A 26442-nucleotide genomic window follows, 5' to 3' on the forward strand; every position below is an offset into this window, starting at 1 on the left:
CATTTTATAACTGGTTTGGCTTAGACAAACTCTAGATTTGGATGTAAATGAATATATGAAGAGCCGTACTCCAGAAGAGGGATTATCCGCGTTGACAGACGATGCAGAGCGGAATCGTCTTTTGGCAGAGATGGCAGAGCAGTCCACGGACATGATTTCGAGGCATACTCCCGAGGATTGGCTCTTCATCTACGCATCTCCCGCCGTCACTCATCTGCTGGGCTACAGCGTAGAAGAGATTGTCGGGATGTCGGCTTATGATCTTTACCATCCCGATGACGTGGAAGATTTTCGGTTGCGCGCACCCACGGTGAATTACGATCGCGGACTTTACACCCACACCTATAGGTTTCGTTGTAAGGATGGCCACTATACATGGCTTGAAAGCACGAGCCGGACGATTCGTGATCCAGCCACTAATGAAATACAAGAAATTTTGGTGGTTTCGAGGGACGCAACACACAGAATAAAGGCAGACAAGGCAAATCGGCGGCTCGCGAGAGTTTTAGAAAGCACCCAGGATCTCGTGATTTTTGTAAATCTGGACCTGACGGTTTCCCACCTTAATGACGCTGCCAGAAAGGCGTTGCAGCTTGAGGAAACTGATTATACAGCCTTGGCTTTGTCGCAATTTGTGAACGACAAAGGTATGCGGAAACTGGTTGACGAAGGGATTCCGCTGGCAAAAGCGACAGGTCACTGGCGCGGAGAGCTGATCATGTCGGGTGTCAGAAGGAAACGTATTCCGGTCATGCTGGAATTGTTGGTGCACCGTTCTCTTCATGGAGATATCGAGTATTTTTCACTCGTTGCGCATGATTTGACTGAAAAGAAAGCCGCAGAGAAGCAATTAAAAGAGTATCAAGCCGACATAGACCATGCCAGTCGGCTGGTCACGATGGGGGAGCTGGCATCTAGTCTTGCGCACGAGCTCAATCAACCACTTTCGGCGATAGTGAACTACCTGAGAGGAATAGAGCGACGTTTTTCAGGAGCAAAAAGCATTTCGTGGGCTGATGTCGAGGTTCCCATCAGTCGAAGTATTCGAACCGCGTTGAGAGCTGGAGAGATTGTCCACCGGATGATGGATTTTACGCGGAAACAGGAACCAGAAGTCGCTTCACTCAATTTGCCAGAGCTAATTCGCGATGTGATGGACTTGTGCGACGCGATGGCTGACCGCAGCGGCGTCCAGTTAACTTTAGAAGCCGAATCTGACTTGCCTCACGTGACGGGTGATCGTATCCAATTGGAGCAGGTGCTTATGAATCTTCTCGTCAATGCGATCGAGGCAAGCCAAACGGCTGCTGAGACTTCGGCCAAAGTGCATATTGGTGTGACGCAATATGAAAGCCGACAGTTACGTGTAACGATTGACGATGAGGGAGCCGGTATCAAAGAAAGTGACATGCCTCGCCTTTTCGACCGTTTCTTTTCGACGAAGCAGAGTGGTCTGGGAATGGGGCTGGCCATCAGTCGCTCATTGGTGGAGAATCTCGGTGGCGAGCTTTGGGCCGAGAACCTCCCGAGTGGCGGCGCCCGTTTTTCATTTACCCTGAATATTGCTGATTAATCACACATGAACTCCACACGCGAAGAACAAACCGTTTTCGTTATCGATGATGATGCTGATGTTCGCGATTCTCTGAAGTGGCTGCTTGAGTCCGTTGGACTCAAGGTGCAGACGTTTGAGAACGCCCTGGACTTTTTCGAGGCTTTCGATGAAAACGAGAGTGGTTGCATCGTGATGGATGTTCGAATGCCTGGCTTAAGCGGAATCAACGCGCAGAAAAAGCTCCCTGAGTACAATGTTGAGCTACCTGTGATTATGATCTCTGCTCACGGCAATGTGGATATGGCAGTGAGGGCTCTAACCCAAGGTGCGATGACCTTTATAGAGAAGCCCTTTGACGATCAAGTGTTGATTGACCATGTCCACAATGCGCTTGAGAAGGATCGTCTGAGATTCTCTAAGCGTAATTCTCAGGCTCGTATTCGCGAGCACTACGACAGTCTGACGCGAAGAGAGCGACAGGTTCTGGAACTTATCGTAAAGGGTTTCTCGAATCAGGAAGCTGCGGATGAATTGGCAATCAACCGGAAAACGGTCGAGGGCCACCGCGCTCATATGATGGCCAAAATGAAGGTGGATTCCTTTGCCGAGCTGGTACAGGTGGCTATCGGTTTGGGGCTTGTCCGCAGTATTGACCAGTAATGGGAAGGCCGGAGCACGACTGGGTGAATCCGATGTTTAGCTGCATTCCGCGTTTATTAGTTGTCTCCTCCCCTTTCCAAATAAGTCCTGTATCTTGACGTTGTATTGAGTCGATTTTTCGAGACAGCCTTAGCTTTGTTCTTCGATCCCGTCGCGCATTTGTAAGTCACAGAGTCCGGACACGTCGAAATACCCGAAAAAACAAAGAGCGGTGTACCTGCGTATGGTGGCAATCCAAGATTTGTACGATGAAAAGTTCAGCCATTGCTATGGTTGCGGGAAGAGTAATCCTGAAGGCAATCAGTTAAAGAGCTATGTAGGTAATGGCGAAACCTTAGCAAGGTTTCTGCCTAAGCCCGAGCAAACTGGGGGCGTGCCTGAGCATGCCTATGGAGGGCTCATTGCTTCCCTTTTCGATTGTCACGGAGCGGCATCTGCCGCAGCATTCGATTACGAGGCAACAACAGGAAGTCTTGGAGAAAACAGCCAACTAAAAAGATACGTCACGGCATCTCTAAAAGTGGAGTTCTTACGTCCAACCCCCATGGGCGAGGAAATTATGATCCGGGGGAAATGTCGAAGTATTGATGGTCGGAAAGTTTGGGTCGATATGGAAATCTCTGTGGGTGGAGATGTCTGCGCGAAGGCCGAAATGTTGGCGATTCAACTCAAACAACAAACGTCGTAGTCGAGTAGTACGAAGATCATCCAGATAAAGGGTGTTAAATACCAGGTATTTGAAATTCGCTAATGGCCAGGGGCTGGATGCACAGGGTTGGCCAATTTAAGGATGAGGCGACCGAACCTGATTCGGAGAATAGTTGTTCCTCTAAAACAACGTAAAGATCGACCCCATTTGTCCTGATGAAGCTCTGGCCGGGGACCTAATACGGGGTCAAGGTCAAGTTTAACACCTGGTTCGAGCAGGTTCGGCGAGGGCTGTTTGCTTAGCCCCCTGCGGGAAACTACTTCTTCATCTTTTATTTCCAGAAAGCTTAGATACTACACCTGCGAAAGCAGGAAGCTGCGGTCGAAGAATTCGGGAAAATTGGCTCGCACAAGGTCTCGTGGAATTAAGGCGGTTCCGCTCCAGATATGAAGCCAGCACATGAAGTGTTTTTCCGTCTTCAAAACATAGAAGGGCGAGTCGAAAAATTTCTCTAACAGATCAAAGCGTCGCTGGCCATTAAATGATCTGGGTATGCGAATATCATTGCCCTCCGAGTCAAAACCAATCCAGTCTCCTTGAAAGCTGATTCCTGTTTCCAGCCAATCTTTATCTACACTGAGCTGGTTATAGGGTCCTTCACTATCAGGCTTGGTCCTCAAGCAGCACTGCCTAACAAGCTCTTGGGACATTACTTTGAAGCGGTCAGTTGGCAATCCTGCCAGGGTACTCGTCAAGTGATTGTAGTGATCGAAACCTAGTTCTCGGCTCAGAGCACATAGTTTTTGGCAATGTGTAAAGCTAGGGAGGTCAGAGTTTTTGGCGAGGTCTTTGATGCTTTCGGTTAGCTCTTCAAAAGTAAACATTTTTGCTCCTATAGCACGAGAGGACGCTCTCGACAGCATGCTGCTTGCTTCGCTATATAAACGTTAAATGTTCACTGTTGAGTAAGGTATTTCCCATCGCAGCAGGGGGGCTACCGACGCCTTGACTGAAATGATCTCCCCGCTCCCTCCGTTTGTCAATGCCAGCCATGAGCCTCTCAGCTGCAGCAGCTCTCGGCTTACCTCCTGTGGAAGTGCCCACGCCGGAGAAAACTGGGGGCGTGCCTGAGCATGCTTATGGAGGACTCATTGCGTCCCTTTTCGATTGTCACGGGGCGGCATCTGCCGCAGCATTCGATTAAAAGGCATAAGTCTTGGAGAAAACAGTCAACTAAAAAGATACGTTACGGCAGCTCTAAAAATGGAGTTCGTACGTCCAACTGGCAAGTCCTCGATGTCCTAGACGCCTGACAGCTGCATATGGACTTACCCCAGTCCATTAGACATTTTGGCCTCCGCTTGAGGCTTGGGCGTGTAATGTGTATTGGGGTAAGTCCAGCCTTGAGGTGTATTCTCAGTCTGTCACAGCCGCATAAACAACCAGCTCCACAAGCATCTCCTCTCGCGCGAGGCCAGCCACTACCAGAGCGGCTCGATTGGGATAAGGTTCTTTGAAATACTCCGCGTAAATTTTGTTAACGGCTGGCAGGTACGCCCTGTCAGTAACGTAAATAATAACCTGAGTGACATCCGATAGGTTGGCATTGGCACATTTGAGTGTATGGCAAAGATTCTTCATAGTTTGGTGCGTCTGGGCTTCGATGCCACCTGGAATCACCTTACCGCCGTCATCGATTGGAATCTGGGCGGTGAAAAGTATTCCGTTGCCAACGGTTGCCCACTCAAGCGGAGAAGGCGATTGGTAGAGATCGGTTTTTACCGTTTTGATCATATCGTCAAGTTTCCTTTGATGGTATGTGGTTAACGTTCAGCACCTGCCAGTCGCCTTTCTACGGCGCTGACCATATTGAATCCGATGTGCCGGAGCGGCTCTGGTGGCATCCAACCCGGCTTACCCATGAGACCCTGAACGTCCATGGAGGGGTGCCCTGTCGCCAGGTTGGCTAACTGTTGACCGAGAAGGGTCCCCTTTAGGATGCCGACACCGTTGCAGCCTATGGAGGCGAACAAGCCTTTCTTGAGTTGGCCCCAGAAGGGAGCGCCATTTGCTGTCAATGAGGTGGTACCGCCCCACCATTTCTCCAGGCCGTAATCGCGTAATTCCGGAAAACGGCTGAAGAGGCTTTGTTCCAGGTAGCCGCGGGTTGAATCATTGCCCTCGTGTTCGTAGCCATAGAAGCCGCGTATCAGGAGTCGACGGTCATCGGTAGTCCTGAGGGTGGAGCCAAGTCGATGAGCTGGCAGCAGACCCCAATGGCCCTCGGGTGCGAGGGATGCAAACAGATCTGGCGGAAGTGAAGGAGTGACGCCGGCATAGGTAAAGATTTTTACGCTGTAAGCATTAGCAAAGCCTAAAGAGGTAGCAAACGCGTTGTTGGCCAGAAAGACCATCGGTGTCTTGAGCGAGCCTTCCGGGGTTGTTATCACCCAGTCGCCCGAAGAGTCCGGTGACAGACGGATAGCTGGGCTTTCTTCGTAGAGCGTTATTGAAGGAGGCAGGCTGTGGGCCAGGTTTGAGATCAGGGTGTATGGGTTAACGAGGCTGTTGCCTGGTAGATTCAGTCCAGCCCGATAGTAGTTGCTCCCTGTGATCGACTTCATATGGTCGGAGCTCAGCCACTCGAAGGCCTGGCTACTTTTCTCCAGGAACTTGGCTAGGACTGCCAGCTTCTTCTCACCCCTTTGTGTCGCAGCACCTTTGAAAATTTGGGTCTTTGGCGTGTGGGCGCCTTGGTACGCGGTTGCGCGCATCTCATTTTGCGTGGCTTGGTATTGTTTATAAAGTTCACCCGCGGCCGTTGTGTTGACAGCGCTAAAGGCGTGTTCAAGCACGAAGCCTGAGTTGCGCCCTGGAGAGCCTGAGCCTACCGTCTCTGCCTCAAGAATCCTGATGTCCATGTCCGGGTTTTGCGTTGCCAGCTGTTTTGCTATGGCGATTCCCGTGTAGCCGGCGCCGATAATGACCGCATCACACGATTGGGTGTCTGTGAGTCCTGGATACGTTCGGCATGGCTTTGGGGCCTCTGTCCAACCACAGGAACGTTGATAAACAGGGTAAGGAGAACCGCTTGTACTCATCGTGCTTTCACTCTTTTATCGGGTGGGTTCCACCGAGTCGAAAAGGTTATGGCTGATCGCTCTGGCACTTGTCAGGAGAGCTTTTGTCAGCTTGTCGTAGTGATCATCAGATAAACGGGAGCGCCTGAGGCAACAGCTCAACGCGGCAACTGGTTTTCGCTCTTTTCCAAAGACCGGGACAGCTAAGCCGGTGAATTCCGGCGGATCTGACTCTTCGACACCGCAGGTAATCTCTAAGTGCTGGCAGTTAGCAATGGCTTCTCTTACACGACGGCGCGTAATTCCCCGAGCTCGCAAGAAGGCTGGTTCATTGTGGTCGAGGATGTGCGCTTGTTCGTGCTCGCTCATGAAGCTCAGTATCGCAATGGAGGCTTGACCTATTCCGAAGGGAATACGGTCGCCCTTTCGACGTGTATAGCTCCGTGCCGGATTTTGACCATCGACTATATCTAGGCACAGCACTTGAAAACCGTCTGGCACCATCAAGAAAAAGCTGTCTTTCAGTGTTTCTGCCATGTCCAGAAGGTGCATATGCGCGATGTTATCAAGGGCTTCACGGATGAGTTCACCCCAGCTCAAGAGTTCCGGACCGGGATAGACCGGGCCGCGGCTCAGTGGTTGTCTAAGAAGCCCTAAGTCCTTCAAGGCCCGGACCAGTCGATACACAGTCGGAGTGCTCAGTCCTGAAGCGTCTCCGAGTTCAGATATCGACCGACCTCGGTAGCCTGACTTAACTACCTGCTGAAGCAGTGAGTAGCTTCTATCCAGGGTCTGAATTCCGCTTCTTTGCATTCCCTTCGGCTCGTTTCGTTGTGTGCTTTTCACTGTACCCATTGCTGTGAGTCTTGGCTTATCGCGAAGTGAGAAGTTGCTTCGCTTTAAGCGAAAAATATTTATATATAAAATCAAAATTTACTAGAGAATAAGTTGTGCCAGTAAAGTGTTCCATGCGCCATTTTTGTATGCTTATATGATCATATATTGAATTTTTATGAGAGCATATCGTGACGTTCAAACCAGCACCAAAATGGGAAGGCCGGAAAGATACAGAGGAAGGTCCGGATGCAATCCGTTGGTACCAGAAGGTGTCGCCTTCGGAGATGGCCAGTTCCGGTTCGACCGTTGGCTTGCTTGGGTTTGCCTCTGATGCCGGAGTCCGGAGAAATAAGGGGCGGCTAGGCGCCGCCGCCGGCCCCTTTGCTTTACGCCGTCAGTTGGCAAACTTGGCGTGGCATAGTGACGAAAACCTTTCGGTGAAGGACTTTGGCACTGTAGAGGTCGATGGCGATGCCCTAGAGCAAGGGCAGGAGGAGCTGGCGTCAAGGATTGCCAAGGCACTACCTGCGGTTCGTCGTCTGTTGGTGATGGGTGGAGGGCATGAAACTGCGTGGGGTAGCTTTTCCGGCCTCGCCCGTGTGTTCAACCCGGCTACTACTCGAATCGGTATTATTAACCTCGATGCCCATTTCGACCTTCGTATGACGGGCGAGCAGGGACCATCTTCCGGCACCCCATTTGCGCAAATCGCTAAGCAATTTGGTCGAGAGGCATTTCATTATTGTTGTCTTGGCTTGGCAAGGACCAGTAACACTCACTCTCTTTTCAAGCGTGCTGATGAACTGGGCGTCAGTTACCGGGAGGATCGGGATATGCGTGTCTCCGATATTCCCGAGGTGCTGGAACAAGTCCGTGCGTTTTGCCTGGGCATGGACATGCTCTATCTCACCATTGATCTTGATGTGCTTCCCCATTATCAGGCGCCGGGCGTCAGTGCCCCAGCTGCACGAGGTGTTGCCCTGGAAGTGGTTGAGGCTGTGATTGATGAGGTGGAGCATCTTGCCGCGTCGCTCCCTAGAGGTATGCCTCTGGTAGAAATATCCGAATTGAATCCTGAATTCGACGAATCTGGCGTGACCGCTAAAACAGCGGCTCTGCTGGCGGACACACTTTTGTGTCCTAACCGCCGTCCGTGAGGCGGCACCCCTAAGCTCAAACAGAAAAGGAAGGTACAACAATGAGAAAACTGAAGACGATTCTTGTGTCTGCTGCCTTGGGAGTCGGCCTCGCCGCTGGTGCTGCTCAGGCGCAGGAGCGAGTGTTTTTCGGCATTGCGACCGGTGGAACTGGCGGTACTTACTACCCGCTCGGTGGCATGCTGGCGCAAGTTATTTCCAACAATGCTGATCTCGATGGGAAGAAGCTGTCGGCAACCGCTGAAACCGGCAACGCGTCGGTAGCCAATGCGGGTCTGCTCGGACGTGGCGATATCGAATCTGCCTTCGTTGCCGCCGACATCCTCGATTCCGCTTATAAAGGAAAGAACCAGTTTGAAGGTAAGGCCCAGAAGAATCTGCGCGCGTTGGGCGCCCTTTATCCAGAAGCGGTTCAGTTAGTGGCTCAGCCCGGTCTGGATTCGTTTAGTGATCTGGAAGACAAATCCATCAGCTCGGGTTCCCCCGGCTCCGGTCAATGGCAGCTGCTTGGCGACCTGCTAGAGGCTCATGGTATGAGCCGCGACGACGTGAACGAGGACTACTCGTCCTTCTCCCAGTCTGCAGAGAAGATCAAGGACGGTAACCTAGATGCGTCTTTGATTACCGCTGGAGCTCCTACTGCTTCTATCGTGGAACTGGCCAACGGTCACGACATTAGTATCATTCCGCTGACCGGCGATCCCATCAAGAAGTTGCAGGAAACCCAGCCATACTACACATCCACGGTATTGCCAGGCGGAACATACAAAGGCGTCGATAAGGATATCGAAACGATCGCTGTCCGCGCGATTTGGGCAACTCACGCGGATCTTCCAGAAGACATCGCCTACGCTGTGACCAAAGCGCTTTATGAAAACACTGACACCCTTGGCAAGGTCCACGTGAAGGGCAAGGAAATTTCGGTCGAGACTGCGCTTCAGTCAGTTTCCATTCCGCTTCACCCCGGTGCGAAAAAGTATTTCCGTGAAAAGGGCATCATTGAATAAGACTGCTCTGCGTCTGCTGCTGGCTGGGGTCCTTACCTCGGCCGGTAATCTTTCGGCTGATGGCCTTGAGGTCAGTCATTATCGGGAGGGCAGGTTGCTCACTTGCGTTCCCGTGATTGATGGGGAGTTTGAACTCTCGTTCATCCACTCGGTGTCGCTGACACCAGTGACTGACTACTATCGCCTGATCAAATCCCCAGGTGGCGATCTCGCGATCAAGCAGACGGCAGAAATTTTTGTTGCTCACGGGCAGGGTTTGCCCTCACTGGTGAATGAGCCAGATGCCACGTCATTTGAGCGAAGGAATGGTCAGTTCATCCTGGAAATGGATCGTAAGATCGGTCGCCTGATTGTGCGCACCGACGAGCGGTTTAAAAACAGGCTGCATACAGGCAACAGCACTATCAATTTGAACCAATGGCCGGACAGCGGGCTGCTGATTGCGCCGGTCTCCAACTGCCAACAATAACGCAGAGTCAACGGGTATGAGCAATTCGAACAGCCAGACTGCCAACCGTTCGTCATCCAGCGGACCTGAGATGCATCAGGCTGATCTGGATAACTTGATAAAAAAGTTCGATAACGAATCGAATTTTCGTGATCTGAAAGGAGTTCTCAAAACGCTGGTGACGGTCACCTGCGTTGTTCTCAGTATCTTCCATATTTACACAGCAGGTTTTGGTCTTCTTAATGAGGTGACCCATCGCAACGTGCATATGGCCTTTATAATGGGCCTGCTGTTTATCGTATTTCCCAGGCGGCCGCCAAAGCATTTCAAGATCAACATGGGGTTGAGCCTTCTATACGGCGCGTTTTACCTGTTGATTGCCAACCAGCTTGTCCAGGCGCTGGCGGGAGACATTCCAGCTTGGTGGGGCTGGGGAATCTACGGCTTTGCTGGACTGATGGCGCTGTCTGCACTGCCCGTAGCTGCCCTGGGCGGCCGCAACAAGCCCAGTTGGATCGACTGGCCGTTGATGTTGGCGGGGGCAGGGTTCTCCGCTTATCTGATCGTCTTCTTCGAAGAGATCTTCATCATCAACGTTGGTTTCCCAAAAGCGTTCGATTACATAATGGGCGGCATCGCCGTGATGCTGGTGGTTGAGGGTGCCCGTCGGACCATGGGTGAATCCCTGTCCATCATTGGTGTTCTGGCATTGTTGTACGCCATGTTTGGGCCCTATCTGCCGGGTGTAATGGCTCATCGTGGGTACGACATTATCCGTCTGGTAGAGCACTTGTATTTGGGCACCGAAGGTATCTATGGCATCGCCATTGGTGTGGTTGCGACCTATGTTTACCACTTCGTCTTATTTGGCGTACTGGCTCAGGCCTCCGGTCTTGGCCAATTGTTCATTGAGCTGGCAACTCTGGTTGCTGGTCGCTACTCGGGAGGTCCGGCAAAGGTGTCTGTCGTTTCGTCGGGCTTTTTCGGTATGATCTCGGGGTCCCCAGTCGCTAATACCGTCACTACCGGGGCATTCACGATCCCGATGATGAAAAGGTACGGGTTCAGTGGCCGTTTTGCCGCTGCCACGGAGGCCGCATCCTCTTGTGGTGGACAAGTCACCCCGCCGATTATGGGCGCCTCTGCGTTTGTCATGTCTGAAATGCTTGGCGTGCCCTATAATGAACTAATACTCATCGCCATCATCCCAGCCGCTTTCCACTACCTGGCTACGCTTTGCATGGTTCATTTCGAGTCCCGTCGGCTGAACCTTAAGGGCATGCCTGCTGACCAGATTCCCCGTCTAGGAGCCGTACTCGCCAAACATTGGCACCAAGTAATTCCGCTCGTTGTTATGGTGACTCTGTTGTTAATGCAGTTCACTCCGTTTCTCGCTGCGTTCTGGGGCATTATTCTGACCATTGCCTGTTCCTACATTCCTTTGGTGCTGCGGCCTTTAGGTTTCAGGAAGCTGGATCATGAGAGTGTACTTACGCCGCGTAGGTTGATCGATGGTCTCGAAGAGGGTGCTAAGCAGTCCATCGCCATTACCGCCGCCTGCGCCTGTGTTGGTTTCCTGTTGGGTGTCACCACGCTGACCGGGCTGGGCTTCAAGTTCTCCGGTGCCATTGTTGGCCTGGCTCATGACTTTGGCAGCACGCTGGCGGCGTTCGTGCCTTTCGATCTCGTCACCGAAAATAGCCTGACCTTGTTCATCGCACTGTTATTGGTGGCTCTCGCTTGTATCTTGATGGGCGCGGGGATCCCGACTACACCGACTTATATCATCTTGGCTTCTATTGTGGCGCCAGCGCTGGATGAGTTTGGGATCGCATTGTTGGCTTCCCACTTCTTTATCTTCTATTACGGTGTGTTGGCGGATGTGACGCCACCGGTCGCGTTGGCTGCGTATGCTGGGGCGGGCATTTCCGGTTCTGATCCAATGCGGACAGGTGTTACAGCGTTTAGGCTATCCATGGGCAAGGCACTGGTGCCACTAATGTTCATCTACGCGCCGAGCCTGCTGTTCCTCGACTTCACCTGGTATGAATTCTCGATTGCCATGATCAGTGGCATCCTTTGTATTGTGGCGCTGTCAGCTGCCTACATCGGATTCTTCAGCGCGCCGCTATCGAAACTTGAGAAGATCGTGCTGAGCCTTGCCGGGTTGTCGTTGGTGGCACATAGCCCATGGCTACTAGTAATCTCTGGTGGCTTGGTTTTCGCCATTCTTGCCAGAAACTATAGAATCGGAAACTATCAACTGTCGACTCAGACGGGTTAGGGAGTAAACCACTTGAGTGAGAAGGACTACACCGTTCCAGCCTTATACAAGGGGCTGCGCATCTTGGAGATGTTTGACAGTAATTGTCGAGCATTGAGCCAGGTGGAAATGGCTGAACGCCTGGGGGTTAGCACAAACTCGATTTACCGGATCGTGCAGACCCTGACCTCCATGGGGTACCTGAATAAAATCGGGACCAACACCTATGCGCTCGGCACTCAAGTGGTTTCCCGCGGTTTTAGTTATCTCGCCAGTCGTGAGATTGTCGAGGTGGCTGCTCCATTTATTACCCGGCTTCGGGACAGTACTTCGTTGTCTAGCCATGTTGGAGTTCGAGATGGCACTGAAGTGCTTTATGTGTTTCGAGCACTGGCTTTGCAGCGGGTCTCAGTGAACGTACCTGTGGGTACCCGTTTCCCCCTGCATACGACCGCGATGGGAAGGGCGCTCTTGATGGGGATGGATCCTACGGAGTTGCAAAGCCTATTTCAGGGCCAACGGTTGGATGGTTACCCAAAGCCAGCCCCCCAGACAATGCCGGAGCTAACTGCGCTTTGTGAGAAAGAACGCGGACAGGGCTGGACTCGGCATTATTCTGATCATTCAACCGCGCTGGCGGTGCCCATCCGGAACTTTACTGGGCAGGTGATTGCTGCCATCAACATTTCTGGACCGGATCCGGTAATGAATGCCGAAGGAGTGATGGAAACGTTACTTGCGGAGCTGAAGCAAACAGCGTTGGATGTTATGCGCCAGGTGGGTGGAGTTTAGCGCAGATTCTAACTACTACTCAGCACTTCTTAACTCACATTTTGGTGCATAACCATCACGGGCTGACCCGCGTATTGTGTGGATGGTGGGAGCTTTGGGCTATTGCTTTCAGCTTTTTGAAGTTACCACCTCCTTCCGAAGGAATTCGAGGAGGCGGGTGTCACGGGCGTGGGCAATGTTAATGCGCAGAGCGTGGCTGGCGTCACCATCCGTTAAAGTGAACAGGTGACCGGGAGCCAGGAAAATGCCTTGACTGGAAGCCTTGTGATTAAGGTCCATAATGTTGACCTTATCGGGTAGCGGACACCAAACATAGTATCCTCCGGTGGGAGGATGGATCTGATTCAATCCAATACTACCCAAAGCCGTCACTGCCTCGGCTCCCGCCTTCGCAACCCTGTCCCGGAGGCGACTCATGTGGCGCCGGTAACGGCCCTTTATGATCATCTCGTGAATCATGCCCTCGATCGCAGTTGAACCATTCACCACCGTCAACATTTTAATGTCCGTCAGAGAGTGGATCAGTTTTCTGCTGGCGGCTATATAACCGCAACGTAGGCTGGCCGATAGGGTCTTCGAAAAGGTGCCGACATATATTACGCGGTTCAGAGCGTCCAGTGACGCTAGATGGGGTGTGGAACGGGGCAGGATGTCTCCGAATGGGTCGTCTTCAATAATGGTCAAATCGTGTTGTTCAGCAATGCGCAAAACGGCATGCATGTTCTGCAGAGACATCGAGGTGCCTGTCGGATTATGTGCCATGGGTTGCACGAATAATAGCCGCGGCCGGTATGTCTGGATGGCCTGCTCCAGCTTTTCAATATCAAGTCCGTCTGGACCTCGGGGAACGCCAATGGTGCGGGCACGCTGGAGTCTCAGTTTCCCGAACATCGGGTAATAGCCAGGCGTTTCTACAAGGACGGGGTCATGTGCTTCAACATAATGTCGAATAATCAGATCAAAGGCATGGTTGGCGCCAAATGTCATGAGAACCTGATCGGGATGCGCGCTGATCGCACGGTCCAGCAGTACGCGTGATATATCTTCTCGAAGCTCCATTAAGCCTTGAGGGTTTCCATACTCAAATGCATCGCCATCGTTTCCCACCCCCATTCGCTTGAACTGACGACGGATATCCGCATTTTCCATCCAGCTGGCTGGAAGGCGCCCATCCCCGGCTCTTACTTCGTAATGCTGGTTCAACTGCTCCCTGAGGAGGGATATCAGATCAACCGCTTCGGTGAAGTGCTCGGGTTTGATGTCAGGATGAGCTGGTCGGGCAATTTCAACATAGAAGCCAGAGCCCCGCCGTGGCCGGACATAGCCAGTAGCTACCAAGCGGTCGTAAGCATCGATGATGGTGTTCTTCGAAACTCTAAAGGTATCTGCCGCACTGCGAATGGAAGGCAATCGAGAGCCTGCCGCCAGGTCTCCCTGCTCGATCTGGCTGACTAACTTGTCGGCGATCTGTTGGGCCTTAGCTGGCTCTTGAGTCATGGCTCTCCCCGAATTGTACTTGTATTTTTATGGGCACAGTATGTGGGTCAATTACAAGAATTGTACCTTGTCCAATTCATAACACTGCCCTAAGTTTGGCCTAGGCTCTGAACAAAAGTCCAGATGCCTCAAATTCTTAAAGGGAAGTCCGATAGCAGCTACTGTGCCTCATGGTGCCGGGTTTTCCAGAGCAGGAATGACGTCTAATAACAAACTGTGGCGCATTGGCTTTTAATATCGAAGCTTGTGGTCACTCACAATGGAGAGCGTTATGAAAGCAAAGACCAACAATAATCGTCGTGGTTTTCTAAAATCAATTGCTGCTGCCGTTATGGTGACCGCAGCTGTTGCCACTCCTTCCTTTGCCACTGCTGAGGAAATGCCTGAAGTAAGCTGGCGTATGCAGGCATTGTGGGATGCAGGAACCACACCTTATGAGTACGAGAAGAAGTTCGTTGAACGAGTTGCCGAGCTTACCGATGGCAAATTCCAAATCCGGCTGTTTGCCGGCGGCCAGCTTGCACCGTCGGCTCAGGCATTCGAAGCTGTCCGGGGCGGCGCCTTCCAGATGATGAAAACCTTTGACGGGTATGAAGCTGGTTCCATCCCCGCGTTTGCCTTCACCAGTACCATCCCGTTTGGTTTCCCCGAATCGGATCAATACGAGGCCTGGTTCTATGAAAAAGGTGGGCTTGAGTTTGCTCGGGAAGCCTATGCCAAGGCTGGTCTCTTCTACATTGCGCCAACCGTTTACGGCCAAGAACCCATCCATGCGAAATTCCCGTTGAAATCTCTCGATGACCTCAAGGGCAAAAAGGGGCGCTTTGTGGGCCTTGCAAGTACCGTCATGGGCGAGTTCGGTGTAGCCACGACCGGGCTGCCGACCGCCGAGGTATACCAGGCTCTTGAAAAGGGGGTGATCGATCTCGCGGATCGCGGTGACTTGACTGCAAACCTGGAAGCTGGTCTGGGCGAGGTTGCGGGCTACGTGATTGTCCCCGGGTTCCATCAGCCCACCACGGCTACGAGTTACGTAGCAAACCAAGGTGCCTACGACAAATTACCAGAGTCCTATAAGGCAGCTCTCGAAGTAGCCGCCCGGGAAGTATCCTCCTCCCTGCGACAGCATATCCTGGCTCAGGATGCTGTTGCGCTACAAAAGTTCAAAGAGCAGGGCGTGGAGGTAATTCATTTGGATGCCAGCATTATCGCGGAAGGCCGTCCTGTCGCCATGAAGGCCTGGGAAAAGGCGGCTGGCGAGGACGAGCTGGCCAACCAGATCCTCGAAAGCCAAATCGCCTTCATGAAAGAACTCGGATTAATGGACTGACATCCATCGACTTATCGTAAGACCGCAGTTCGCCCCTTTGGGCGGGCTGCGACTCCCACCGAGGTTTATCTATGGCTGTCTTGTTCGCCTATTGCCGGTCTATCACCGCGGTTAACCGCTGGATAGCCGTTGCAGTGTCCTTACTTGTCTTTGTGATGGTGGCTGTCATCACTTATGAAGTTGTCGCTCGCTACTTTTTCGATGCGCCAACGGTATGGGCGATGGAGTTATCGACTCTTCTGTTTGGTCCTTACTTCTTATTGGCAGGGCCCTACCTCCTCCACACAGCTGGACATGTGAATGTTGATATTCTTTACAGCCGACTCCCCGGGAGGGTTGCAGATATCCTGGATTGCTTCACCCACACGCTCATTGCCGTAGTGGCTGGAGTCTTCATCTACTACAGCTTGCCAGTCGCAATGAATGCCTATGACAGTGGCGAAACCTCTTTCACAGCTTGGAATCCTGCTATCTGGCCTGTGAAGGCCTTGATTCCAGTGGCGTTTTCCCTGCTCCTTCTCCAGGCTTTGGCTGAGGCGATCCAGGCGGCTTGTCGCGGGTTTTCCAGGGAGGTCTCGGCATGAGTTCAACACTGGTTCTGTCCGTGATGTTTATTGGCCTGCTGGTGTTGTTGCTCAGCGGTATGCCGCTAGCATTTGTCCTGGCGTCGCTCGCGGTACTTTTCACGATTGTGCTTTGGGGTGTGGATGCCCTGGTGCTGACCGTGCTCCAGACTTTTGACGCCATGACCTCTGATATTCTGCTGGCAATACCGCTGTATGTGCTGATGGCCAGTGTTTTGCAACGTTCCGGAATCATCGAGTCGCTGTATCGGGCCATGGAGCTCTGGTTTCGTCGTCTACCCGGCGGGCTGGCAGTGGGCACCATTGCTATTTGCACAGTGATGGCCGCCATGACTGGGATAGTTGGCGCGGCAGTAGCCGCAATGGGCATTCTGGCATTGCCGTCGATGCTTCAGCGCGGTTACGACCAACGCTTAGCGCTGGGCACCATTTGTGCTGGCGGCACGCTAGGCATTCTGATTCCGCCTTCGATTATCACAATCGTATACGCCGCTACCGCACAAATCTCCGTGGGTAAGATGTTTGCCGCCGGAATTATTCCGGGCCTGGTGCTCGCAGGTCTTTATATTGCCTACATTGTCCTTCGGGCAGTCCTCGACCCAGAAAAGGCGCCGCGACAAACCGAGGGTGAATTCAACCTGCGAGAAATGTTTGCTTCCCTGAAATCGTTGATCTTGCCGACGCTGATCGTGTTCGCTGTGCTGGGTAGCATTTATGCGGGTATCGCTACTCCGACCGAGGCTGCCGCAGTTGGCGTTGTGGGCGCATTAATATCATCTGCGTTTCAGCGAGAGCTGCATTTCGCCAACTTAAAGGCTGCCGCAATGGATACGCTGAGGGTGACCACCATGATCATGTGGATCACCATTGGCGCGAAGATTTTTGTCTCAATCTTTACCGGGACGGGTGGCGCCGATTCCCTGCTGCAATTCATTCAGGACCTGGAAGTGAATCGTTGGCTAGTCCTGCTGACCATGATGTTGGTGCTGATCTTCCTGGGCTTATTCCTCGATGAGATTGGCATAATTTTGCTGTGTGTTCCGGTATTCCTGCCGATCATTGATACCTTCGGTTTCGACCCATTGTGGTTCGGTGTGCTGTTCTTGATTACCGCACAGATGGCCTACATTACGCCCCCCTTTGGTTACACGCTCTTCTATATCAAAGGTGTGTTGCCGGATGGTATCGGTATGGAGACGGTTTACCGAGCTATTGTGCCCTTCCTGATTCTGCAGCTCATCGCCCTGACGCTGTTTATGTTATTCCCTGAGATTGTGACCTGGCTGCCAGAACGGATAGCCCAGCCATCACATTCTTGAGCACAGGAGATCACTGACCATGAAAACCAAAACATCACGAATTCCTGGACTTCACAATCTGGCTCCCAAAGAACGCCTTAAAAAGGTTGTGGAAACCGCCGGACTGAATCAAAAAGTTCTCACCCACTTGGGTAATACCGGCAATCTGGATGCCGCTACTGCGGATTCGATGATAGAGAATGTCATTGGCACACTGAACATTCCGCTAGGAATCGCGACCAACTTGGTCATTGACGGAGAAGAGATCTTGGTACCCATGGCAACAGAAGAGTCTTCCGTTGTCGCGGCAGTTTGTAATGCAGCTCGCCAATGCCGGGATACCGGGGGATTTACTACGGCTACGTCTGGTTCGCTGATGATTGCTCAAGTGCAGCTGGTGGGTATTAGTAATCCGGAGTACGCCCGTCTGCAGATTCTGGAGCACAAGGCGGATATAAAAGTTATCTGCGACGAAACGGATCCAGTGCTACTCAAGCATGGCGGCGGCTTCAGAGATATTGAAGTCCGTATCCTTGAGGGTCGAACCGGACCTATGGTTGTGACTCATTTGGTCGTAGACACTAGGGATGCTATGGGTGCGAATGCCGTTAACTCTATGGCGGAGGCGGTTGCGCCGAAGATTGCAGACTGGACCGGCGGCCGAACGTACCTTCGTATTCTGTCTAACTTGGCTGACCGACGATTGGCCCGGGCACGGGCTACCTGGTCACTTGAGGCTATTGGCGGAGCTGAGGTGCGTGATGGCATCCTGTCAGCTTACGATTTCGCCGATATCGATCCTTATCGTGCCGCGACCCATAATAAGGGGGTTATGAACGGTGTCAGCGCTGTGGTCTTGGCTACTGGTAATGACACGCGAGCTGTTGAAGCCGGCGCTCACGCCTATGCGGCCCGTTCGGGACAGTATGGTTCTTTGACCCGATGGGAGGTTGATGCTGATGGAAACCTGACAGGCACTATCGAAATGCCGATGGCGGTGGGACTCATTGGTGGGGCTACCCGCTCCCACCCGACAGCGCGCATTGCTCTCGACATTATGGGTGTTGAGACCGCTGACCGTTTGGCCCGAATTATTGCCGCGGTTGGCTTGGCTCAGAACTTTGCCGCACTCAAGGCACTTGCGACCACAGGAATCCAAAAAGGACACATGGCCCTGCATGCGAAAAATATTGCAGTAATGGTTGGTGCCACGGGGGAAGAGGTAGATAAGGTTGCCAAGGAGCTAGTGTCTTTGGGTACGGTTCGTATGGATGTCGCAGAGGAGATTCTCAAGTCTCTCCGGGATTGAACTCTACCTGGTGGATATAGTTGCCCCTGTTAAACCGGTCACGATAATAGAGAATCAATCGATGTCCGGATGGGCAAGATATCAGAGATATTCACGTTTATTGGCGCAACGATTCTGGAGAGCAATATTGATGGCAATTTCGCCACTATAAACGAGGTATCGAATACTCAGAAATTGACGTTTCTTCTCTTCTGAGTTCAGAAGGAGTGAGAGCTCCATTGAAACTTAAGACTTCGATAAGAATTCGAGGAACGCCAAGAGGATGTTCTTGGACAACGTGACCTCCGGCCAGCTCGTACTGGGAATCAGGAGCAATAGAAGAGCAGCTTGGGTGATCTGCTGCTCAGTTCCAGCCGTTTGTGCGAAATTCCCAAGCTACTTAAAATATGGGCAATGGGAATCGAGTTCCGGAGGTTTGGATGACTATCAAACGAATTCAAGAAAAAGACCTACTCAAGGGCGTCGACACTGACAACGCCCACGCAGATGAGTTGGCCAATGTGACCCCTGAAGAGCTTGAACCGCTGCAGCGTTTGAAAGGCTCAGTTAAGCGGTATGATCGACCGTTTGATTCGGTCTGGGATGACGATTTCGATTCTTCGGAGTTAGACACGGACGACTTTCTGAAAGACCGCGATCAATCAAAGGGTGAATAAATTCGGACGGAAATCCAGCCTCTCGGTATCAGGCGAGATGGCCTGAATTATCCCTCAATGCCTGGAGGGCAGAGGTCAAAAATAAGGTGCAATGATCGAAGAAAACAACGTAACATTTTGTAAGTGTAAAAATAATTCAATTAAAACAGGAATCTAAAATTTCCTGCAAAAAATAGGCTCGCCGTAAGTTCTGTGAAAAACGACTTTTGCACTTTTCACAGAAGGAGGGCCAATGGCTTCTACAACACCCCAGTTTCACTCCCAAACACAACTCCTCCCGTTGGGAGAAATCTCAGAGCTTCACGAGACACTTCAGAACGCCAGGAAAAAGTATCAGCTGCCGCCTTTAGCACAGCCGAACCAGGCCGACATTCATCTGGCTCACGTTCGAACTTTGATGGAAGTCTTCCCGATTTTTGCTCACCGCTCCCGCAATAAACTCCGCTGTGTCGGCAATGTACGCTTCTGGGAGCTTTGTCGAGCATGGCTTGATCCCGACCAAATGGTGCCGGTGAATCTGGTGTCCGGCCGATTCAAAGCCGATTTTTGGGCACGCAATTATTTGCTGGAAACCTACTACGCCAACGTACTGTTCGGCCTCAACGCTGATGACGGTGCCAGCCTCTATCATCTTTCAAAGGAATGGGCCAGTGATATGGAGTTGCACCCGATCTTCCCGTCAAAAGCGGCCTACGGTCGTGCTATGCGAATTGGCAAAGGGAGGATGGCTCGTGGCTAAGAGTGCACTTACGTGGGTCCCTCCCAAAGACAGTAAAGCCCATCAAATATTCATCGTTAAAGCCGTCGAAGCCGGATTCTCGGCAACGGTAGTCCGGGACTTTTTCTATCAGATTAACGCCCATCCAGAGCTAATCTCATTTGTTCAGATTAGCCGCAATCTAATCGATATCCTGCAATTACCTTGTGATGAATGGCAGGACAACGAGGCTGGCATAGATTTCAGGGCTTGGCAGTCACTTTGCCAGTGGGCGACTGAAAACGCCCAGTCTCTGACAGACGCTATTGGCCCATCATTTGATGAGCGGCCAAAGCGTCACCGACATAATCCATTGTTGCGAAAAGGGGTGACAAGGCACCCACTCTATTCGGCATTGTGGAATGTCCAAGAGAATCCTGAGCTGAGATCTCATTACGCAGCAGTCCAGGCACAAGCCCTTTATGCGCACGCTTTGGCGATTCAGGAAGCGCATACCGCCGAGGCTTACGAGAGTTATGACGGCGATAATCCATTGCTCGACTCACCGAGAAGCGCTTCGGCTATGGGGTATACCGTCAGGGCATTGAGCTACGCGGTTGCCGAAGATGAATTGCTAGTGCTCCAGCCTTTTGTCTCCCCCAAAACCTTTGGGAGTGAAGTCCGAGCTTGCCTTTGGTCCATGGACTTTGCGGGGGAATCCGCGGAGATTCTCCAAGTTGATAAGGCGAAGGAGAAGCGACAAAACGGGTTACGAGATCTGGTTTACTTCGTTGAGCGGGCTCATGGCAACAAGTCTTGGGCTTTCCGAGAAAGCTATGGGCTTAAAGAAGGCAGTGGAGGTGGAATTGCGGAGCCCGGCCATGTCGACTTTCAAACCATGGCAAGTGGCTTGGAAGTAAATTTGGGAACGGGCGTTTCCGATAGGTTCGTGCCGGCGCTTCCTCCGAAAGGTTCCATAGCTGGCCGGCTAAAGGTCGACGAATCACCGTTCGACGATGGCGAGGGCTCCTACTTTTTCTCGGACGAGGAGGAATCCGGAACATCGGATGGTGCCAAGGCTTCTAATCCTACAGCCAGCTTTCTGCGTGCAAGGAATCAAGCTCGCCATATCGCGATGGCGAACCAATATCTTCCTTGGCGGTATGAGTCTCTGACCGATCAGGAGATCCACAACATCGCTATGGCCGCTTCGAGTTACCTTAATCGTCCGGCGCTTATCAGCGGGTCCAAACAAGAAAAAGCATTCTATGAGCTGGCTTTGTTGACTTTAATCGTCTTATGGACAGGCGTTTCGTGGGGGAAAGCAATCAGGCTGCGTATTCAGAGAGGACGCTTCAAACGGCGCAAACGATGCGAGGAATCTGAAGACCTCGAAGAACAATATCTTCGATTATCGATGTCGCCAGGAAGAAATCTCTGGTGCATAGAGTCAACTTACCCGGAATACAAAACCCAACTCAAAGTTCCTGTCGAAACCACAAGGCCAATATTCGATTATGTCCTGTTACCGGATCTCTATGGGCTGACTGATCGGGTTTTAGATCTGTTGAAACTGCGTGGTAAGAAGCCGTCCCCAAAAGCGAAGGTGTTCACCCACTCCGCAAAGCTTTACAGAAAGGCGTTCAAAAAACTTGTCCACGATGCTGGAGAGTCGGAACGGGTCACTTGGGGGCGGTGGGAAAAGGTGATGTTCGATGCGATTACAGCTGAAACCGGCGACGTCGTTGATGCAGTCGCGATCACCGGTGAACCTCATGCCCTCGCGCAAACCAAGTGCTTTTACTACAGCCCAAACGCAGGCGATCTGACCGATCGTTACGTCACAGTGGCCACTCAATTGGCAAAACAGGCGGAACTTCCGTTGGAAGTTGATGGAGGGAGTCACTTCATCGGAGCGGAATATCGTAAAGGCCATGTCGGCAGCCGAGCCTGCGCCTCCAAGCTTGCGGTCATGAACGCGGTTTCGAATTTAAAGGCGCGGTTAGGAGCTGCACGCACCTATGACCAGTGGTCCGATTTCGCGGAATACCACAACGTCTTCACCTTCTACACGGTTCAGATGTTGGCGTTTGCGACAGGTTACCGTGCAGTGAAAACACCGTTATTCTCTCTTGAAGAAATCAATGGCCAGCTCCGGCTTACGGCTCTGTCGGATAAAGACAATGAGCAAAAGCGAAAAACTCGCCTCAGCTATTTGCCGGACATGGTGTTGCGGCAACTCGAGCATTACGAGCTGCATCTCAAGGTGCTCGAAGCAAGTAACGATTTCCGGCTCAAGTCTCAAGCCGAAACCGAAAAGGAAACCTGCTTTTTCTTGCGGTCAGCCGATGGCCGCGACGGAAAACTCGTGGTTAGTCCCAAGACCATGTTGCGTCACCTGGATGAATTCCTGGGATTGCCGGCTAATGCCCACCGTCGGTTTATGCGCACTGAATTGAGAGAGGCGGATTGTCCGCCCGATTACGTCAACGCCTTTATGGGGCACGCCAGTTTTGGCGAAGAGCCCTGGAGTCGTTACTCGTCTCTATCTTCCAGACAATATCGCGACATGATGACTCGGTACCTGGAGCCGATCATGGAGGAACTGGGGTTCACGCCCGTTGCCAGCCGTCTCGCGGGAGGTGTTTCACGATGACACCGATGGAATCTATCTGGAATGAATTTTTGGCTCTAGAGCTGAAACCGGGTACGCGGCAGGTTGCTGAAGAGCTCAGGGCATTCCTCTCTGGTAGTGAGTTGGCCGGGGCTGAAATCTTGTCCGGACGATCTGAAAAAGCCTTCGAGGCCGGATTCATGTGGCCATTGGAGAAGAGTATTCACGAAACCTTGGGTAAGAGCTCCGATGTGCGTTTTGGCAAGCTTCTTCGCGCCTTCGTTGAATTCGCCAACCGCGTTGGCGGACGTGACTTTCCGTTGCCAGCTGTGCCGATCCGGCTCGAGCCTCATCGCAGCGTGTTTCAGACTTTTCGTCCCGTTGAAGCCGAGCGTGCAGAGCGATGGCGTTTGTCTTTGATCGACTGGATTGAAACCGTTTCCGTCAGCAAGCTAGAACCACGTCTGGGCATCGGAGCGCTCATCGTCAGTGCTGCCCTCAACAGCGGTCTGGTTGATTCAGGAGCGTTGCATAAGCTTCTGCAGAGCATCCCCGAGAAACTGACCGTTCTCGCGGGGCGAGCCTATCTGGATCTTGAATTGCCTTGGCGCGGCTCAGAGAGTCTGGAGCGGCGGCGGTGGTTTCCCGACCCTATGTCGGAGATGATTTTTCTTCGGCTTAAACCGGAGGAAAATGAACCGCTTCGGCATCAAACGCCGGCGAAAGCGTTGTGGCCGTTTCTACGCCGATGGTTCGAGCGCTGCAAGGGTGTAGAGAGCCCGCCTAAAAACTTCTCAGACTTCATGACGGCCAGTAAAGCACTGACCTATCACGAGCTACCGGTGAACATCGGCGCCTATATGGCGCGGGAGCACGTTAGTCACTCGCTGCGACCAGAGGTTTGGCAGCGCCTGCACGGTGTTTACTCGACAGCCTCGCTAACTGTCGACTCTGTAGAGGACCCGTGCGATGAGCAGACCTTGCCGGAGACAGGTGCCTCCCAGGAGGAGGTGGAAACCTTTGAATGGGCGCAGGCTCTCTGGGAAATCTTGAAAGGCAGTGACCGGGAGCTCGTTGCGCAGAAGCTCAGAAATCAGCTCGACGACAGCCAGCATGTTGTTAGCCGAAGTGAGCGCATGCTAGCGGCCTGGGCCCTTCATTTGTGCACACGGCCCGCGGCATCAGGAAAACGGCTTGCGCTTTCGACTATTCGACAGTACGTGAGGCAGACGGGAACCCGCCTGGCCGCTCTGGCGGGTGATGGTGATATCTCGAACTACGACATCGCAGAATTCGAAGAGCTTTATACGGAAGTGCTTGCGGACGCCCAGAGCGCAGGATTTCGAAATCAGCTGTGCGTTGGGTTGCGCGAATTTCATCACTTTTTGGCACACGACTATGGTGTTCCAAAGCTTTCAGAAGTGATGAACCTGGGAGGAGGCTCGATCTTACATCCGGTCGATGCAAACCTGATCACTCTGGATGACTATCACGAGATCCGACGGCGTATAAGGGATGCCGAACTGGAGCTAGTCGCGCCCGACCTTCCAACGATTGTGGAACTGATCTTTGTGTTGGGCTTCCGGTGTGGGTTGCGGCGGATGGAAACATTGATGCTGCGACTTGAAGACATCCACCTGATGGGGCGATCCGCCATTATCGTTCGTCGATACGCCGGGCATCGATTGAAGACCGCAAATGCCAAGCGGCAGATACCCATCCATGCGCTTCTGGATGACGGTGAGCTTAGTCTCCTCAAGGCATGGGTGGAATATCGTCGCAGCGAGGAGCAAGAACGACCTTCTACTGCTGCATTATTTGCCGTTCCGAGCAGGGGATGGATACCGGTCAGACAGGAAAAGGTCATGCCGATTCTGCACCAGCTGATGCGTGAGGTGACAGGTGATCAGTCCCTCCGATACCACCACCTACGCCACAGTTTTGCCAGCTGGACGTTTCTTAGACTGATTCTTGCGCATCACGGGAAGAGGACGACGCTCTTTCCTGATCAGCCAATGACAGAGCGATGGCTGGATCAATCGTCCGAATTTGCCGAGCAGTTGCTGAAGACACGGCATCGCCCGGACTTGTATGCGGTCGCTCGGCTGCTTGGACACTCCGGTCCGGACATGAGCCTTGAACACTACATTCACACGATGGACCTGGCCGCGCTTGCCCTGGATGAGCGCAGGGATATGTTTAGCGAAAAAACACTGGCTGCGACTTCCGGCGTTTCAATCTCATCAGTCTATCGGCTATTGAATAAGGCCGGTGTTCAGGGCCTGTTGGGTAGGTTCAGGAATTCATACCCAGACCGGGCGAATGTGCTGTGGCCGACGGAAAAACCATCTGCGAAAGTTAAGCCCGAGCAACAGACGTTACGGGATCGGCTGATGTCGATCGAGAAATACCTGAAGTTTCGCCAACGGACTTCGATTGAGCAGGAGGTTCTGGCGGAACGATTAGGCCTAAGCGTTGAAGCATGTCAATTATTGGAAGAGCGCTCAGCATACCTTGCAGGTCTTAGAAGCAATACGCTGCGAACACAAAGCTCAAGGCATCGGTTTCCCAGCGTCAACGAGGAAGAGGCGAGAGATGATTCAATCCGTTTGCATACTGAGCCAAGGACCCGGAGTAGCAAGGCGCTGTTTGAGAGCTTACTGGATCGTGTCGAAGAGTTGCTTCATGACAATTCCGACCTGGTTTGGGAAGTCGTCGAGTACTACATCCACAATCAGTGGAAGACGGCAACCTCACTTATATTTCGGGACCCTCAGAAACCAGAGATGGCAAGAAAATTTCTTCAGTTTCTTGAGGCTCTTGGTTTTCCCCGGCGCAGTCTGAGCTTCACCAATCGTGATGTTCGGGATCGGTCGCCCTACCGTGCGCTCTGGAAAAAGCAGCTGGGACTTACTTACCGAGATACGATCGAAACCAGAGCTCCCGCAAACAAACACAGGAAAGTGGAAGCCCGATGGTTGTTTATTGGTCTGGAATTTGGAAATGACAGTGAACGTGATCAAAGCCGTTCGTTCGGGTTTCGTTATTGTATGGTGATGCTGGCAATGGCCGCGCCCGTGTTGCGGTCTGAGCAGGCTATTGATGATGCCCACGAGCAGCCGATGTGGGCATCCTCTGATAAACCCTCAGAGCCAGGGGTTATCCCGGCTGCCTAGTTCATTACCAACAGGCCCGCCCACCGCACCGGCCAGATCGCGGTATTTGATCCAGGCAATCGCTATGTCATCAAAAGCCTGGGCATCCAATTCCAATATCACTCTGGCCGGTGAGTTCATGGTGGCAACTTGAACGCTATGAGAGAGCGGGTTGCAGGCAGAGAGGTAGGCGCTGCCGGGCGTGGCACTATTCACGCCCGGCCGAAACCGAACCGAATAGTCAGTACCCGCTTTCACTTCAACTGAGGCGTCATATTGGTTGTGCTCGAGCTGCAGACGCCGCTCCTCCGACCGTGTGTATATATGGATAGCGAGATACAGAAGGGCAAATAGACCCGCCATGATCACAATGATTGCGAATACGAGTGCCATTGGGTGAATCATATGGTCTCCTTAGTGGCTGATTAGGCCTAATCGTTTCTTAGCGGCAGATTGCACTTATTCCGTTCCACCAGTCTGTGCCGCTGCAACTGACTCCAAAGAGCCTGCGAGGTCGTTGAGTACCTCTTCGGAAACCACACATCGGATGCCGGCATATTGATGCTTGGAGGGTTGATGGATCCCGACGATGATTCGGTCATCAATATCCAGGTAATATTCAGCCGGCGCTCCAGCGACTTTGGCTTCCACGCGGTATACCTTGAGACCTTTGCTAATCAGGACTGGCTGATGGTCTCGAGGCCCGGCAGTCTTTGTTGAGGAAGTAGATGTGGGCACGCGGTGATCGAAGATGATCTTCACGTAGATAAGCAGAGAGCCGATGGCAATGGCGCCAATGAACAGAAGAACAAGGACGATCGGATCAAGAGTCATTATTGAATTCCTTTAAGGGG

At 52.4% G+C, this 26442-nt stretch carries 23 protein-coding genes and 1 pseudogene; 16 read left to right on the top strand and 8 right to left on the bottom strand.

Annotated features, from left to right (window positions below; all coding sequences use genetic code 11):
* Positions 1-37 precede the first annotated feature (37 nt).
* The 3 genes from EHN06_RS02890 to EHN06_RS02900 all read left to right on the top strand — a co-directional run bounded on the left by EHN06_RS02890 (position 38) and on the right by EHN06_RS02900 (position 2903).
* Positions 38-1573: a PAS domain-containing sensor histidine kinase gene (locus EHN06_RS02890; protein WP_206075718.1), complete on the top strand. Its 1536-nt coding sequence runs from the start codon at positions 38-40 to the stop codon at positions 1571-1573.
* A 6-nt stretch (positions 1574-1579) separates the two neighbouring features.
* Complete coding sequence (locus EHN06_RS02895; RefSeq protein ID WP_127330024.1) at positions 1580-2215, top strand: response regulator transcription factor; 636 nt, start codon at positions 1580-1582, stop codon at positions 2213-2215.
* A gap of 223 nt (positions 2216-2438) precedes the next feature.
* On the top strand, positions 2439-2903 hold the full coding sequence (locus EHN06_RS02900) for a PaaI family thioesterase (protein ID WP_127330026.1): 465 nt from the start codon (positions 2439-2441) through the stop codon (positions 2901-2903).
* A gap of 314 nt (positions 2904-3217) precedes the next feature.
* On the opposite strand, the gene EHN06_RS02905 is transcribed toward EHN06_RS02900, so the two are convergent.
* The 5 genes and pseudogenes from EHN06_RS02905 to EHN06_RS21745 form a co-directional block, all read right to left on the bottom strand.
* Positions 3218-3748: a hypothetical protein gene (locus EHN06_RS02905; RefSeq protein WP_127330028.1), complete on the bottom strand. Its 531-nt coding sequence runs from the start codon at positions 3746-3748 to the stop codon at positions 3218-3220.
* Positions 3749-4280: 532 nt separating this feature from the next.
* On the bottom strand, positions 4281-4658 hold the full coding sequence (locus tag EHN06_RS02915) for a RidA family protein (RefSeq protein WP_127330030.1): 378 nt from the start codon (positions 4656-4658) through the stop codon (positions 4281-4283).
* A 29-nt stretch (positions 4659-4687) separates the two neighbouring features.
* Entirely contained in the window at positions 4688-5965 is a 1278-nt protein-coding gene (locus tag EHN06_RS02920; RefSeq protein ID WP_127330032.1) for an NAD(P)/FAD-dependent oxidoreductase, read from the bottom strand.
* A 15-nt stretch (positions 5966-5980) separates the two neighbouring features.
* The gene (locus EHN06_RS02925; RefSeq protein ID WP_265936911.1) at positions 5981-6631 is read right to left on the bottom strand and encodes an IclR family transcriptional regulator; all 651 of its coding nucleotides are present in this window, start codon (positions 6629-6631) and stop codon (positions 5981-5983) included.
* Positions 6632-6799: pseudogene (locus EHN06_RS21745) on the bottom strand (hypothetical protein); the annotation flags it as partial.
* Between the two features lie 170 nt (positions 6800-6969).
* Here EHN06_RS21745 and hutG point away from each other — a divergent pair.
* The 5 genes from hutG to EHN06_RS02950 are packed head-to-tail and all read left to right on the top strand — an operon-like array spanning position 6970 to position 12448.
* Entirely contained in the window at positions 6970-7938 is a 969-nt protein-coding gene (gene hutG, locus EHN06_RS02930; protein WP_206075719.1) for a formimidoylglutamase, read from the top strand.
* A 41-nt stretch (positions 7939-7979) separates the two neighbouring features.
* A complete protein-coding gene (locus tag EHN06_RS02935; protein ID WP_127330038.1) occupies positions 7980-8945 on the top strand; it encodes a TAXI family TRAP transporter solute-binding subunit in 966 nt (321 codons plus the stop codon).
* On the top strand, positions 8923-9414 hold the full coding sequence (locus EHN06_RS02940) for a DUF1850 domain-containing protein (protein WP_164735581.1): 492 nt from the start codon (positions 8923-8925) through the stop codon (positions 9412-9414). The genes EHN06_RS02935 and EHN06_RS02940 overlap by 23 nt, the downstream gene beginning before the upstream one ends.
* Before the next feature lie 16 nt (positions 9415-9430).
* Positions 9431-11677: a TRAP transporter permease gene (locus EHN06_RS02945; protein WP_127330042.1), complete on the top strand. Its 2247-nt coding sequence runs from the start codon at positions 9431-9433 to the stop codon at positions 11675-11677.
* 12 nt (positions 11678-11689) lie between these two features.
* Complete coding sequence (locus EHN06_RS02950; protein WP_127330044.1) at positions 11690-12448, top strand: IclR family transcriptional regulator; 759 nt, start codon at positions 11690-11692, stop codon at positions 12446-12448.
* Between the two features lie 108 nt (positions 12449-12556).
* On the opposite strand, the gene EHN06_RS02955 is transcribed toward EHN06_RS02950, so the two are convergent.
* On the bottom strand, positions 12557-13945 hold the full coding sequence (locus tag EHN06_RS02955) for a PLP-dependent aminotransferase family protein (protein ID WP_127330046.1): 1389 nt from the start codon (positions 13943-13945) through the stop codon (positions 12557-12559).
* A gap of 271 nt (positions 13946-14216) precedes the next feature.
* On the opposite strand from EHN06_RS02955, the gene dctP reads away from it, so the two are divergent.
* From dctP to EHN06_RS02995, 8 genes are all read left to right on the top strand, one after another.
* Positions 14217-15275 (top strand): TRAP transporter substrate-binding protein DctP, encoded by a 1059-nt coding sequence (gene dctP, locus EHN06_RS02960; RefSeq protein WP_206075720.1) that lies wholly within the window; start codon positions 14217-14219, stop codon positions 15273-15275.
* Between the two features lie 71 nt (positions 15276-15346).
* Positions 15347-15859, top strand: coding sequence for a TRAP transporter small permease subunit (locus EHN06_RS02965; RefSeq protein ID WP_127330050.1), 513 nt, complete (start codon positions 15347-15349; stop codon positions 15857-15859).
* Positions 15856-17178, top strand: a complete 1323-nt coding sequence (locus EHN06_RS02970) for a TRAP transporter large permease (RefSeq protein ID WP_127330052.1) — start codon at positions 15856-15858, stop codon at positions 17176-17178. Before EHN06_RS02965 ends, EHN06_RS02970 begins: the two co-directional genes overlap by 4 nt.
* 19 nt (positions 17179-17197) lie before the next feature.
* On the top strand, positions 17198-18466 hold the full coding sequence (locus tag EHN06_RS02975) for a hydroxymethylglutaryl-CoA reductase, degradative (protein ID WP_127330054.1): 1269 nt from the start codon (positions 17198-17200) through the stop codon (positions 18464-18466).
* A 419-nt stretch (positions 18467-18885) separates the two neighbouring features.
* A complete protein-coding gene (locus EHN06_RS02980; RefSeq protein WP_127330056.1) occupies positions 18886-19122 on the top strand; it encodes a hypothetical protein in 237 nt (78 codons plus the stop codon).
* A 232-nt stretch (positions 19123-19354) separates the two neighbouring features.
* Complete coding sequence (locus EHN06_RS02985) at positions 19355-19861, top strand: hypothetical protein (RefSeq protein WP_127330058.1); 507 nt, start codon at positions 19355-19357, stop codon at positions 19859-19861.
* Positions 19854-22475: a hypothetical protein gene (locus EHN06_RS02990; protein WP_127330060.1), complete on the top strand. Its 2622-nt coding sequence runs from the start codon at positions 19854-19856 to the stop codon at positions 22473-22475. The genes EHN06_RS02985 and EHN06_RS02990 overlap by 8 nt, the downstream gene beginning before the upstream one ends.
* Positions 22472-25609, top strand: coding sequence for a tyrosine-type recombinase/integrase (locus EHN06_RS02995; RefSeq protein ID WP_127330062.1), 3138 nt, complete (start codon positions 22472-22474; stop codon positions 25607-25609). The genes EHN06_RS02990 and EHN06_RS02995 overlap by 4 nt, the downstream gene beginning before the upstream one ends.
* On the opposite strand, the gene EHN06_RS03000 is transcribed toward EHN06_RS02995, so the two are convergent.
* Both EHN06_RS03000 and EHN06_RS03005 read right to left on the bottom strand, forming a co-directional pair.
* The gene (locus EHN06_RS03000; RefSeq protein WP_127330064.1) at positions 25580-25993 is read right to left on the bottom strand and encodes a hypothetical protein; all 414 of its coding nucleotides are present in this window, start codon (positions 25991-25993) and stop codon (positions 25580-25582) included. The genes EHN06_RS02995 and EHN06_RS03000 overlap by 30 nt on opposite strands.
* Before the next feature lie 54 nt (positions 25994-26047).
* Entirely contained in the window at positions 26048-26422 is a 375-nt protein-coding gene (locus EHN06_RS03005) for a hypothetical protein (RefSeq protein ID WP_127330066.1), read from the bottom strand.
* Positions 26423-26442 lie beyond the last annotated feature (20 nt).

The organism is Marinobacter sp. NP-4(2019) (genome assembly GCF_003994855.1).
Lineage (GTDB): Bacteria > Pseudomonadota > Gammaproteobacteria > Pseudomonadales > Oleiphilaceae > Marinobacter.